Source organism: Streptomyces sp. R21 (assembly GCF_041051975.1).
Classification (GTDB): domain Bacteria; phylum Actinomycetota; class Actinomycetes; order Streptomycetales; family Streptomycetaceae; genus Streptomyces.
Window position 1 is genome coordinate 9775219 of sequence record NZ_CP163435.1, and the last position, 13062, is coordinate 9788280.

11 protein-coding genes are annotated in these 13062 nt (G+C 70.7%); 5 read left to right on the forward strand and 6 right to left on the reverse strand.

Going from position 1 to position 13062, the window contains the following annotated elements; all coding sequences use genetic code 11:
• Window positions 1-96: 96 nt before the first annotated feature.
• Both AB5J56_RS43770 and AB5J56_RS43775 read left to right on the forward strand, forming a co-directional pair.
• Window positions 97-1875, forward strand: a complete 1779-nt coding sequence (locus AB5J56_RS43770; protein ID WP_369241885.1) for an aminotransferase class I/II-fold pyridoxal phosphate-dependent enzyme — start codon at window positions 97-99, stop codon at window positions 1873-1875.
• Window positions 1872-2675, forward strand: coding sequence for a phosphatidate cytidylyltransferase (locus AB5J56_RS43775; RefSeq protein WP_369241887.1), 804 nt, complete (start codon window positions 1872-1874; stop codon window positions 2673-2675). Before AB5J56_RS43770 ends, AB5J56_RS43775 begins: the two co-directional genes overlap by 4 nt.
• Before the next feature lie 44 nt (window positions 2676-2719).
• Here AB5J56_RS43775 and AB5J56_RS43780 read toward each other — a convergent pair whose 3' ends face one another.
• From AB5J56_RS43780 to AB5J56_RS43790, 3 genes are all read right to left on the reverse strand, one after another.
• On the reverse strand, window positions 2720-3637 hold the full coding sequence (locus AB5J56_RS43780) for an NAD-dependent epimerase/dehydratase family protein (protein WP_369241889.1): 918 nt from the start codon (window positions 3635-3637) through the stop codon (window positions 2720-2722).
• A gap of 239 nt (window positions 3638-3876) precedes the next feature.
• Entirely contained in the window at window positions 3877-6513 is a 2637-nt protein-coding gene (locus AB5J56_RS43785) for a SpoIIE family protein phosphatase (protein ID WP_369241891.1), read from the reverse strand.
• 260 nt (window positions 6514-6773) lie between these two features.
• Window positions 6774-6980 (reverse strand): hypothetical protein, encoded by a 207-nt coding sequence (locus AB5J56_RS43790; RefSeq protein ID WP_369241893.1) that lies wholly within the window; start codon window positions 6978-6980, stop codon window positions 6774-6776.
• A 433-nt stretch (window positions 6981-7413) separates the two neighbouring features.
• Between AB5J56_RS43790 and AB5J56_RS43795 the strand changes: the two genes are divergently transcribed.
• The 3 genes from AB5J56_RS43795 to AB5J56_RS43805 all read left to right on the forward strand — a co-directional run bounded on the left by AB5J56_RS43795 (window position 7414) and on the right by AB5J56_RS43805 (window position 9847).
• Window positions 7414-8064, forward strand: coding sequence for a DUF4360 domain-containing protein (locus AB5J56_RS43795; RefSeq protein ID WP_369241895.1), 651 nt, complete (start codon window positions 7414-7416; stop codon window positions 8062-8064).
• Between the two features lie 270 nt (window positions 8065-8334).
• Window positions 8335-9222, forward strand: coding sequence for an MHYT domain-containing protein (locus AB5J56_RS43800; protein ID WP_369241897.1), 888 nt, complete (start codon window positions 8335-8337; stop codon window positions 9220-9222).
• Between the two features lie 58 nt (window positions 9223-9280).
• Window positions 9281-9847 carry a cysteine hydrolase family protein gene (locus tag AB5J56_RS43805; protein WP_369241899.1) on the forward strand — a complete coding sequence of 189 codons (567 nt, stop codon included), beginning with the start codon at window positions 9281-9283 and terminating at the stop codon, window positions 9845-9847.
• 69 nt (window positions 9848-9916) lie between these two features.
• Here the strand turns inward: AB5J56_RS43805 and AB5J56_RS43810 are convergent, their stop codons facing one another.
• The 3 genes from AB5J56_RS43810 to sthA form a co-directional block, all read right to left on the reverse strand.
• A complete protein-coding gene (locus AB5J56_RS43810; RefSeq protein ID WP_369241901.1) occupies window positions 9917-10762 on the reverse strand; it encodes an LLM class F420-dependent oxidoreductase in 846 nt (281 codons plus the stop codon).
• Window positions 10763-10894: 132 nt separating this feature from the next.
• Window positions 10895-11515: an L-threonylcarbamoyladenylate synthase gene (locus tag AB5J56_RS43815; protein ID WP_369241903.1), complete on the reverse strand. Its 621-nt coding sequence runs from the start codon at window positions 11513-11515 to the stop codon at window positions 10895-10897.
• Window positions 11516-11596: 81 nt separating this feature from the next.
• On the reverse strand, window positions 11597-13000 hold the full coding sequence (gene sthA, locus AB5J56_RS43820; RefSeq protein WP_369241905.1) for a Si-specific NAD(P)(+) transhydrogenase: 1404 nt from the start codon (window positions 12998-13000) through the stop codon (window positions 11597-11599).
• Window positions 13001-13062: the final 62 nt, after the last annotated feature.

Below are 13062 nucleotides of genomic sequence, written 5' to 3' on the forward strand. Positions count from 1 at the left end.
CTGAGTACGCGTACTCAGACCCACTGCGTCGCTCGGCCCTGACGCGGCCGGCCTCGGCTGCCCACGATGGAGGCCCTCGCGTCGAGAGAGGCACCCATGGGTCGTGACCTGCAGCTGCGCACCGCCAATCCGGAGGATCTCGAGTGGATCCACGAACTGCGTCACCGCGTGTACGCCGAGGAGTTGGGCCAGCACGCGCCACACCCGGCCGGGCGGCTTCGTGACGGGCTGGACGGCGACAACGTCTACCTCGTCGCGGCGCGCGGCGCGGCCCGGATCGGCTTTGTCAGCCTGACTCCGCCCTGGGTGGGGCGGTACGCGCTGGACAAGTACCTGACCCGCGACGAGCTTGAGCTGCTGACCGAGGACGAACCCTTCGAGGTGCGCATCCTCACCGTCGAGCCGCGCTGGCGCCACACCGCGGCGGCGCCGCTGCTCATGTACGCGGCCCTGCGCTGGATCGCCGCCCGGGGCGGCCGCCGGGTCGTGGCGATGGGGCGCACCGAGCTGCTGGACATGTACCGGGCCGTCGGCCTGAGTCCGGTCGGCCGTACCGTCCACAGCGGTGCGTTGACGTTCGAAGTGCTGACCGGCGGCGTCGCCGAGCTGACGAAGCTCGCGACGGACCGTCATCGCACCACGTTGGAGCGTCTGGCGGCCGAGGTGGACTGGCAGCTCGACGTGGCGTTCGCGCCACGGCCGGACGGCTGCGAACACGGCGGCGCCTCGTTCGGTGCCATCGGCGCGGACTTCCGTACCCTGCACCGGCGCCACCGCATCGTCGCGGCCGACGTACTGGACGCCTGGTTCCCGCCCGCCCCCGGAGTGCGGGCGGCGCTCGCGGAAGACCCGGCCTGGGCCGCCCGTACCTCGCCGCCGTCCGGCGCCGAGGGGTTGCTCGCGGAAATCGCCACGGCCCGGGCGCTGCCGGCGGACACCCTCGCGGTCGGCGCCGGTTCGTCCGACCTGATCTTCAGGGCGTTCGGCCGTTGGCTGACCCCGGAGAGCCGGGTGCTGCTGACGGACCCCTGCTACGGCGAGTACGCCCACGTCACAGAGAGGGTCATCGGATGCCGGGTGGACCGGCTCCCGCTGCGCCGCGAAGACGGCTGGCGGATCGACCCGGACCGGCTGTCCGCTGCCGCCGACTCAGGCCGCTACGACCTCGTCGTGGTGGTCAACCCGAACAACCCGACCGGACGCCACGCACCGGCCGCGGAGCTGCGCTCGGTGATCGCCGCCGCGCCGGCCCGCACCCGCTGGTGGATCGACGAGGCCTACCTGGGCTATGTCGGCCCGACCGAGTCGCTCGCCGGCCTCGCCGCGACGGACCCGCGCGTGGTCGTCTGCACCTCGCTGTCCAAGATGTACGCGCTGTCCGGCCTGCGGGCCGCCTACCTGGTGGCCGAGCCCGCCACCGCGGCAGAGCTACGCCGCTGGACACCGCCCTGGCCGGTCAGCCTCCCGGCGCAGCTCGCCGCCGTGGCAGCCCTGCGTGACCCGGCGTACTACACCGACCGCTGGCTCCGCACCCAAGCGCTGCGAGGCCAACTGGCTGCCGATCTCGCTAGGTTGGACGAGGCCCTGACGGTCGAGGAAGCCGTGGCGAACTTCCTCAACGTCACCCTGCCGCCGGGTGGCCCGAGTGCCGCGCATGTGGTGGACGAGTGCCGCCGCCATGACGTGTACCTGCGCGACCTGTCGCCGTTGTCCCCGCGGTACGAGGGGCGCACCGTGCGCATCGCGGTCAGGGACACCGCCGAGAACACGCGGATCGTGGCCGCGTTCCAGGCTGCCCTGGATGGGCTGCGGCCGGGTCCGGTCCCGCTCGTACGGCGGCCGGCGGGCGTTCCCGTCGCCGGAGCCGCCTGGTGATCACTGTCGCCTCCCTGGTGCCGTACCTCGGTGGGGCGTTGGTGCTGGGCGGCATCGCGGTGGTGGCGTCCCGGCGCCGTGAGCTGATGATCCGGTGGTGCGCCTGGGCGGTCGGAGTGCCCCTGGTCACCGGCGCGTTCTGGCTGGGCCGCCCGGGCTCCGCGTCCGTCGCCGTCGTCGTCGGGGTGATCGCGGTGATGGAGTTCGGCGGGCTGCTGCAACTGGGCTGGACGGACCGGGTGGTGCTGGCCGCCGCGGTGACAGGCGTGGTGGCCGCCGCCTGGTTGGCGCCCGGCCAGGTGCTCCGGGTGGTCGCGATCGGGGCGCTCGCGGTGGCCGCCGTGCCACTGCTGGCAGGCGACGCCGATCATGGCTTGCGTCGGCTGGGCGCCGGCCTGCTGGGGCTGGCCTGGCTGAGTGTGCTCGCCGCGCTGGTGCCGCTCGCGGCGAGCGGGCTCGCGTTGTTCGTGGCGGTCTCGGTTGCCGACATCGTGGCGTACTTCGCCGGTCAACGGCTCGGCGGGCCGCGGCTGTCGCCCCTGTCACCGGCCAAGCGGTGGAGCGGGACCCTGGCCGGGGCCGCGGCCGGCCTCGGCGTGCTCGCCGTGCTGTCGGTACTGAGCTGGCCGATGGCGGTCGCGGTGGCGGTCGGCGGCCCGGCCGGCGACCTCCTCGAATCCATGATCAAAAGAGGTGCGCAGGCCAAGGACGCCGGCCGCTGGCTACCGGGCTCCGGCGGCCTGCTGGACAGGATCGATTCACTGCTCATCGCGCTGGCAGTGCTGCTTGTCCTGCGCTGACGGGCGCCTCCCCGAGAACGCCGGTCCCGGGCTCGCTGGGGCGGTCAGGCCATCGCCGCCGCCATCTCCTGCACCGTGACCTCCAGCGGGGTCGGCTTCAGCCCGAAAGTCTGCTCGGTGTGCGAGGAGTCCAGCACGAAGGGCCGCCGGAACTGATACTGAACCTCCGGGAGTTCACGGACCGTCGGGGAGAACAGCCCGCCAAGCGTCAGCATCCAGCCGGGCATGGCGCGCAGCTTCGGAGCGGGCGCACCGGCCGTGCGGGCCAGCAGTCCGGCCAGTTCGCGCACGGAGACAGGCGCGGGGGTCGGCACGTGCCACACATGCCCCCACGCCCGGTCGTCCCGGGACACCGTGACAAGAGCCCGGGCGACGTCCCGTACGGCGGTCCAGCTGTGCGGTGCGTCGAGGTCCCCGGGCACCAGAGCCGGTTTACCGGCGAAGACCTTCGGGGCCACCGCCAGCGTAAAGACGGAGGAAGCGCCGGCGCCGATGAAATCGGAGGCGCGCACCGCGGTGACGCGCACCCGCCCGGCTTGGTGCGCGGCGAGCGCCTCCTGCCAGATCCGCGCCCGCACACCGCCCTTGACGCTGTTCGGGGCCGACGGCAGCTCCTCGGTCATCGGCCCGTCGACCTGCCCGTACGCGTAGAGGTTGTCGAGGACGACGTAACCGGCACCGCTGCGTTCGGCGGCGGTGAGCAGGGCCGCGGCGAGCGGCGGGAACGCCTTGGCCCAGGTGTGGTAGGGCGGAGCGGCGCAGGTGAACAGCGACGTGGCGTCCTGGCAGAGCGCGGTGAGCCGGTCGGCGTCGGTGGCGTCGGCCGCGATGCGTTCGATGCCCGGATGCTCGGGCCCGCTGCCGCTGCGCGTCACCAGGCGGACATGATGTCCGGCATCGGCGAGCAGGGACGCGGTCGCGACACCGGTGCTTCCCGCACCCACCACGACGTCAAATGACATGACTTGCTCCATCGTTGGGGACAACTGCCCGAGCTCTCCGCGCCGTCGCCCGACGGCACCGCCCAGCATCTCGCAGGCGCCCGCGCACGGTCCCGGCGGCCCCGGGCAGCTTGCCCGTGGCGGTCGGGACCCGTGCCTCAGGCGTCCGCGCCGGGGCGCAGGGGATTGTGTGAACGCGCGGCTCCTGTCCTGGGTACTTCGGGGGAGGACAGGAGCCGCGCCCCTGCGGTGGCGGCCCCTCAGGACAGCGGCTGTTCGGCCCAGATGACCTTGCCTGCCGGGGTGTACCGGGTGCCCCAGCGCTCGGCGAGCTGCGCGACGAGGAACAGGCCCCGGCCGCCCTCGTCGGTGGTGGCCGCGTAGCGCAGGTGGGGTGAGGTGCTGCTGGCGTCGGAGACCTCGCAGATCAGGCTGCGGTCGTACAGCAGGCGGACCTGGATGGGGTCGGTGCCGTAGCGAATCGCGTTGGTGACCAGCTCGCTGAGGATCAGCTCCGTGGCGAACGCCAATTCCTCCAGGCCCCATACGGACAGCTGCCGGGTGACCGAGGAGCGCACCTCGCCGACGGCTGCCGGGTCCGAGGGCACCTGCCAGTCGACGACCCGGTCGGCGTCGAGCGCACGGGTGCGGGCCACGATCAGCGCGATGTCGTCACTCGGCCGGGCCGGGAGGAGCGCGTCGAGGACGGTGCGGCAGGTCTCCTCCGGGGACGGTTCGGACCGGGTCAGCGCGGCGCGCAGCATGTCGAGGCCGACGTCGATGTCCCGCTCCCGGTCCTCGACGAGCCCGTCCGTGTACAGCACCAGACGACTGCCCTCCTCCAGTTCGAGCTCGGCCGTCTGGAAGGGCAGGCCGCCGAGTCCGAGCGGCGGGCCGGCCGGCACCTCGGGGAACTCGACACTTCCGTCGGGCCGCACCAGTGCGGGCATCGGGTGGCCGGCGCGGGCGAGGGTGCACTGTCGGGTGACGGGGTCGTAGATGGCGTACAGGCAGGTGGCGCCGGTGATGGCGGCACTGCTGTCGTGCGCCGCCTCGTCCTGGTCGACGCGGGCGACCAGCTCGTCGAGGAGGCCGAGGAGTTCGTCGGGCGGCAGATCCAGGGCGGAGAAGTTGTGCACCGCGGTCCGCAGCCGCCCCATGGTGGCCGCCGCGTGCAGCCCGTGGCCGACCACGTCACCGACCACCAGGGCGACGCGCGCGCCGGACAGCGGCAGGACGTCGAACCAGTCCCCGCCGACTCCCGCCTGCGCGGGCAGATAGCGGTAGGCGACCTCCAGGGCGCTCTGTTCGGGCAGCGTGCGCGGCAGGAGACTGCGTTGCAGGGTTACGGCCATGGTGTGCTCGCGCGTGTAGCGGCGAGCGTTGTCGATGGAGACGGCGGCTCGGGCGACCAGTTCCTCGGCGAGGGCCAGCTCCTCCAGGTCGAAGGGGTGCGGCTTCTGCGAGCGCCAGAAGTTGGCCACGCCCATCACCTGGGTGCCGGCCCGCAGCGGGACGGTGATCAGCGAGTGGATTCCGTACTCCACGACCTGTGCGGAGCGGGCGGGGTCCTGCGCGTACCAGCCGGCGGCGTCCTTGAGGTCGGGCTCGATGACCGCCTCGCCGGTGCTGAGGCTGCGGGCCTGCGGCGAGGAGTCCACGAGTGCGATCCGCTTGCCGACCGGATAGAGGGGCGCGTCCTCGCGGATGCCGGTGAGGGCGGTGCGGCGCAGTTCGGTGGCCGCGTCCGGCTCCTCGCCGTTGAGGACGCCGTCGAGCAGGTCGACGGTCACGAAGTCCGCGAACCGTGGCACGGCCACCTCCGCCAGGGCCTCGGCGGTACGGGTGACGTCCAGGCTTGTGCCGATGCCCACTCCGGCGTCGTAGAGCAGGTTGAGGCGTTCCCGTGCCTCTTCGGCCCGGCCGGACAGCGCCCGCAGCTCGGTCGAGTCACGCAGCGTGGCGACACTTCCCGGCGGGCCGCCCTGGCGGTCCGTGGGCCGCTGGTTGATCGCCAGCAGCCGGTCCTTGACCAGGTGCACCTCGTCGGTGGCGGTCCGTCCCGACGCGAGCAGGTCGGCGGTGTCGGCGTCGAGGCCGAGTTCGAGGACGTGCCTGCGCTCGGCGGCGGGGGGCAGATCGAGCAGCCGATGCGCCTCGTCGTTGGCGAGCAGCAGCTGCCCCTCGCCGCTGACGATGATCACTCCCTCGCGTACGGCGTGCAGCACCGCGTCGTGGTGCTCGTACATCCGCGTCATCTCGTACGGGCCGAGGCCCCGGGTCTGGCGCAGCAGCCGTTTGCTCACCAGCGCCGTGCCGCCCGTGGCCAGGGCCATCGCGATGGCCGCGGCGGACAGCAGGATCGGCAGCTGCCGATTGGCGACGCCGCCGACGTTGGCGGTCGTGATCCCCGCGGACACCAGGCCCACGACCGTGCCGTCGGGTGCCTTGATCGGGACGACAGCCTGCACCAGCGGCCCGATCGTCCCGTTGATCTCCTCGGTGATGGAACGGCCGGCGAGGCCCGGCGCCATGGTCCCGACGAACTTCTTGCCGATCCGGTCCGGCTTGGGGTGGGTATAGCGGATGCCGTCGGTGTTCAGCACGACGATGAAGTCCACCTTGGACTGCTTGCGGGCGGCCTCGGCCCGCGGCTGCAGAATGGCCGTGGGATCGGGGCTGCTCAGCGCCTCACGGGTGCCCGGCGCGTTGGCAAAGGTCTCGGCGACGGCGAGCGAGCGGTTGCGGGCCTCCTGGGTGCTGTCGTGGCGTACCTGCAGCACCAGCGCCACCACGGCCGCCACGACCAGCAGCAGCACGATGACCACTTGGAACACGAAGACCTGGCCGGCGACACTGCGCCCGCCCAAGGCCGACCGCAGCCCTCCGGCGGACATTCTGCGGCGTCCGCCCCGGTGGGATCGCCGGGGCCTCATCGGTCCGGGCGGCGTCTGCCACGCCCGCTGCTCGGGCTCGCGGCGGGCGCGATCACCACCGCGCCGTGAGCGCAGCGCTCTGAGGGAGAGGGTCGACTGAGCCCAGGATCGACCCACGAGTCGGACCATGTGCTCATATCTACACTGCCTGGTGCCAGGAGGCGAGGAGCATCACTCTGCGTGACGGGCGTGGACGGCGCCCGTCGGCGGCCTCGGTGGGGTCAGGGGAGCAGCTTGTCCAGGGCTGCCGGTCCTTCGGCGGCGAGCTTGCGCTCGGCCCAGGCGAGATTCTTCGGGGTGATGTCACGGCCGGTGGCGAGCACCAGGTCCTCGGGTGACACCTCGCCGCCCGCGCCGGTGTGCAGCAGGGCGTCGGGGGTCGTCGTGTCCTCGGACGGAGAGGGCGAATCGGGCTGACTGATCGGCATGATCTCTCCTTGGCTGTCGCGGGCCTCGTACCGTTTTGGCGGGCGCGGACCTCGTACCGTTCACGCTACGGGCATTCCGGGTACCCCGCGCGACACGAATTGTGTGGAAATCAGGCCCTCTGGGGTCCGCGTGCGCACTGGAGGAATGACCGGCGGAGGGGGCGGTGGCGAATGGCCGGAGAACGCCCTGTCCGCGGCGAGCCGGGGTGCGTACGCTGCGGTCACTCCCAGCCTTCACAGGTTCATCACAGGTTCTTCACAGGCCGGGAGTGTGTGCGCCTGAGGGATTGACATGTCCATGGTTAACCCCTCTGCGTTCGATCCCATGCAACCGGTCTGCGACGGCCTCCGCCTATCGGGAGGCCGCACCCCCCAATTCGCGGCGGCACACATCCCGTGCCGCCGGAACGCCAACGCAATGGATGGGACAATCATGGCTGGTGGGCTGCTTCTGGGCGGCGCGATGGTCGCGCTGTTCGCCACCGCACTCCCCACGCAGGACCCGTCGTCCGGGTTCGTCGACCCGCCCCCGGACAAGATCGTCATCAAGGTCGCCACCGTGAACGGCTCCGGCTGCCCCCAGGGAACCGCCGCAGTCGCGGTCTCCCCGGACAACACGGCCTTCACGGTGACCTACAGCAACTACCTCGCCCAGGTCGGCGGCAACGCCGACCCCACCGCGTTCCGCAAGAACTGTCAGCTCAACCTGATCGTCCACGTGCCACAGGGCTTCACCTACGCCATCGCGAGCGCGGACTACCGCGGCTTCGCCTCTCTCCAGCCGGGCGCGAGCAGCACCGAGAAGGCCTCGTACTACTTCCAGGGCTCCCCGAGCACCGCCTCCATCACCCACCCCTTCACCGGCCCGCAGGATGACAACTGGCAGGCCACGGACACCACGGACTGGGCCCAACTGGTCTGGGCGCCCTGCGGAGTTCAACGCAACTTCAACATCAACACCGAACTCCGCGTCAACGCCGGCAGCTCCGCCCCCGGCAGCACCAGCTTCATGACCATGGACTCCACGGACGGCGACATCAGCACCATCTACCACCTGGCCTGGAAGGAGTGCCCCCACTCCTGACCCGTACCGCCCGCTCCCGATCCGCGCGTGCACCGGCTCCTTCGCACCGGGGCCGGTGCACGCGTGGAAGGAGCCGCACGAGCCGGCCGCTGTGCGCCTTCGTAGTGGCTTCAACTCCCCAGCGCCGCAACGGAAATGGCGGACTCGTGTGGCTATTGTGCGCTTTGTGATGAGGAGTTGACACGCAATCCACTGAAAGTGCTTGCTCTCCTACGTTGAGCCACGTAGACCTTTCCCACGCAGGAGCCAGAGTCTGGGGGGATTCGGCAGATGCAAGGAACGGTCGACGGTTTCAGCTATGGGGCGGTCACGCCCGTAGCGGCCTATCTGATGGCGTCCCTGGGCGGTGCGCTCGGGCTTCGCTGCGTCACACGATCCATCCGCAACAAGCGTTCATGGAAACCCGGTTGGCTCGCGCTCGGCGCCGCGTCGATCGGCTGCGGCATCTGGACGATGCACTTCATCGCCATGATCGGTTTCCAGGTCGAGGAAACGCGCATCAGGTACGACGGGTACCTGACCTTCGCCAGCCTCGTCGTGGCCGTCCTGGTGGTCGGCATCGGCGTCTTCATCGTCGGGTACCGCGGGGCCGGCCGGTCCGCACTGCTCACGGCCGGCGTCATCACCGGCCTCGGAGTCGCGGCCATGCACTACATGGGCATGGCCGCGATGCGCATGGGCGGCGAGATCCACTACGACTCCACCGTCGTCGCGATCTCCGTGGTGATCGCCGTGGTCGCCGCGACCGCTGCACTCTGGGCGGCCGTCTCGATCCGCGGATTCCTGGCGAGCCTGGGCGCGAGCCTCGTCATGGGCGTCGCCGTGAGCGGGATGCACTACACGGCCATGGCGGCGGTCAGCGTCCATGTGCACGGCGGCGTGGGCGCGCCCTCGGTGGGCGGCTCACCCACCTCGATCATGCTTCCCATGCTGTTCGGCCCGGTGATCTTCCTGATCCTGGCCGGCGTGGTCGTGATGTTCGACCCCCTCCTGGTCCTCGGCGAAGGCGACTGGGGCGGCCAGCAGGCGAAACGGAGCCCTGTCGGCAACTCCGCTCAGCAGCAACCGAGTTCGGGCTCCCTCTTCCAGCCCCACACGGACGCCCCGCCGCCCGCCTGGAGCTCCCCCGAGAACCCTTCGCGGTACCGAGGCTGGTGAACCACCGACCTGTGGTCTGATGGTGAAGACGAGTGAGGACGAGCAGCAGGAGGCTCCCATGACGACTCTGCCGAACCGGCCCCACGCGGCGCTGGTCGTCATCGACGTCCAGAACGGGGTCATGTCCCTCAGCCATGACCGCGACCAAGTGATCGCGAACATCAACACCCTCGTCGGCAAGGCACGAGCCGAAGACGTACCCGTGCTCTGGGTGCAGCACAACGACGACCACCTCAAACGGGACAGCGAGCAATGGCAGTACGTGCCGGAACTCGTCCGCCGCGACACGGAACCGCTGGTCCACAAGAACTACGCCGACTCCTTCGAGAGCACCGAACTGGAAACACTGCTCGCCGAGCGCGGGGTCGGCCGCCTCGTCGTCACGGGTGCCCAGAGCGACATGTGCATCCGCGCGACCATCCACGGCGCCTTCGTCCGCGGCTACGACGTGACCCTGGTCGGCGACGCGCACACGACAGAGGACCTCACCGCCTACGGGGCCCCGCCCCCGGACCAGGTGATCACGCACACCAACATCTACTGGGACGGCCAGGACGCACCCGGCCGCCGCGGGGACACCGCCAGTACGGCGGAGGTGAACTTCGCGGGAGGCGACGCCGGTTGAGGCCTCGCGGCCGCGCACCGAGATGCCCACCGGAGCGGCCACGCCGTCACTCGTCCGCGGCGAGCCCCATCAGAACCCCGGCGCCCGCTCTTCGAGGAAGGCCAGGATGTCCGCCGGGTTCTGCAGTGGCGCGGGATAGAGGAGCAGCCGGTCGAGGCCGAGCGCGGCGTAGCGGCCGATGGCCTGGGCGTCGAGGGTTGACGGGTCCACGTGGGCGAAGGTGATCTCCAGCGGGCCCAGCCGGGCCGGACGGTCGATCTCGGCCGCGGCCTGCTTCAGGCCGGCGAGGTGGGTGGCCAGGGACTCGGGGGAGTCGCCGCTGCCGATCCAGCCGTGGCCGCGGGCGACGGCGCGTCGGAAAGCGGCCGGGCTGTGGCCGCCGACCAGGATCCGCGGACCACCGGGCCGCACCGGCCGCGGGTGCGCGTCGACGTCCCGGAACGAGGTGTAGCGGCCCTCGAAGGCGGGGCGCTCCTCGGTCCACAGCGCCGTCATCGCGTCGATGTACTCGTCGGTGCGCCGACCCCGCTCCTTGAACGGCACCCCGACGGCCGTCATCTCCGCTTCGAGGAACCCCGCCGCCACCCCGAGCAGCAGCCGCCCGCCGCTGAGCACGTCCAGGCTGGCCGCCTGCTTGGCCAGGACCAGCGGATTGCGCTGCGGCAGGATGAGGATGCCCGTGCCGAGTTCGATGCGCTCGGTCACAGCAGCGACGTACGCCAGATGCGTCAGCGGATCGAGGAGGGGATCCGTCGGCGCCATGGGCGAAAGGGGTGTGCGCGGGCTGGGCAGCACCACGTGATCGCTCGCCCACCAGGAGGTGTATCCCAACTCCTCCGCCCGTCGGGCGAGTTGAGTGGTGATGGCCGGGTCCAATGTGGCGTTGGTGTTCAGTCCGTGAACTCCGAGTTGCATCGGTGACCTCTCCTCCGGGTGCCGGTATCTGCGCCCATCGTCGGCCCGCGATCGAAGTCCGGTCCAAGACCCGTGGTCATAACCTCCGGTTATGAACGCAGGAACTCGGGGTCCCGCCGCCGCGCCCCGGAGTCACTCGAACCGCGTGACGTCGCCCGCCCCTCGCCGTACGATCTCCGCCTCGCCGCCTGAGAAGTCGATGACCGTCGTCGGCTCGGTACCGCAGTCGCCGGAGTCGATGACCGCGTCCACCACGTGGTCGAGCCGCTCCTTGATCTCCCAGCCCTGCGTCATCGGCTCGGTCTCGTCCGGCAGGAGCAGCGTGCTGGAGAGGAGCGGCTCTCCGAGTTCGGCGAGCAGGGCCTGGGCGACGACGTGATCCGGGATGCGGACTCCGACCGTCTTCTTCTTCGGGTGGAGCAGCTTGCGCGGCACCTCCCGCGAGGCGGGCAGGATGAACGTGTAGCTGCCGGGCGTCGAGGCCTTGATGGCCCGGAACACGTCATTGTCGACGTACACGAACTGGCCGAGCTGCGCGAAGTTCTGGCACACCAGGGTGAAGTGGTGCCGGTCGTCGAGCCGGCGGATCGACCGGATCCGGTCGATGCCGTCGCGGCTGCCCAGCTGGCAGCCCAGCGCAAAGCAGGAGTCCGTCGGATACACGACCAGTCCGCCGGAGCGGATGCTCTCGGCGACCTGGCCGATGGTGCGCGGCTGAGGGTTTTCGGGGTGAACGTCGAAGTACTTCGCCATCCGTCGAGCTTATGCCGTTGATCGGCCCCGCCCGCGCAGGTCCCGCCGACCGGTGTCGCGAGAGCGGCGAGGGCGGGCCGCTCAGTCCTTCAGCCGGTCGACCTGACGGATCTTGTTGGTGGCGTCCAGGGCGGCGACCTTGTAGGACTCCGCGAGCGTCGGATAGTTGAACACCGCATCGACCAGATAGTCGACCGTGCCGCCGCAGCCCATGACGGACTGCCCGATGTGGATCAGCTCGGTGGCCCCGGTGCCGAAGCAGTGCACGCCCAGCAGCGTGCGGTCCTCCGGGGAGACCAGCAGCTTCAGCATGCCGTGCGAGTCGCCGATGATCTGCCCGCGGGCCAGCTCGCGATAGCGGGAGATGCCTACCTCGAACGGCACGTTGTCCTCGGTGAGCTGGTCCTCGGTCCGCCCGATGAAGCTGATCTCCGGGATGGTGTAGATGCCGATCGGCTGGAGGTCGTGCGTCCGGTGCACCGGCTCGCCGCACGCGTGGTACGCCGCCGTACGGCCCTGCTCCATCGAGGTCGCCGCCAGCGCCGGGAAGCCGATGACATCGCCCACGGCGTAGATGTGCGGCACCTCGGTGCGGTAGTGCTCGTCCACCGTGATCCGGCCGCGCCGGTCCGCGGACAACCCGGCCTTGTCCAGGTCGAGTTCATCGGTCAGGCCTTGACGGCCCGCGGAGTACATCACGGTGTCCGCCGGGATCTTCTTGCCGCTCTGCAGGATGGTCAGCGTGCCCCGGGGGTGCCGCTCGACGGCGGCGACCGTCTCCCCGAAACGGAAGGTGACGGCGAGGTCGCGCAGGTGGTACTTGAGCGACTCGATCACCTCGACATCGCAGAAGTCGAGCATCCCGGGCCGCTGTTCGACCACGGTGACCTTGCTGCCGAGCGCGGCGAACATGGAGGCGTACTCCATGCCGATCACACCCGCCCCGACGATGACCATGGAGCGCGGTACCTGCTCCAGATTGAGGACGTTGTCCGAATCCATGATCGTCCGCTCGTCGAACTCGACGGTCGCGGGCCGGGCGGGCCGAGTGCCGGTGGCGATGATGATGTGCTGCGCGCTCAACTGCCGTTCGCGGCCCGTCGCTTCGCGCAGCGCGACGGTGTGGTCGTCGAGAAACCGGCCGGTGCCGGCGTAGAGCGAGACGTGGTTGCGCGAGAGCTGGTTGCGGATGACGTCGACCTCGCGGCCGACCACGTGCTGGGTGCGCGCGGTCAGGTCGGCGACGGTGATGTCCTCCTTGAGCCGGTAGCTCTGGCCGTACAGATCGCGCTGAGTGAGGCCGGTGAGGTAGAGGACCGCCTCGCGCAGCGTCTTGGAAGGGATGGTCCCGGTGTGGATGGAGACCCCGCCGACCATGTCGGGACGGTCGACGACGGCGACCCGGCGGCCGAGCTTGGCCGCCGCGATGGCAGCCTTCTGCCCGCCCGGGCCGGATCCGATGACAAGCATGTCGAAGTCGGGCACCCTCCGGAGTCTGACAGCCCGCCGCCCTTCCCGGAAGGTGAACGGGCAACCGGTGCCACTTC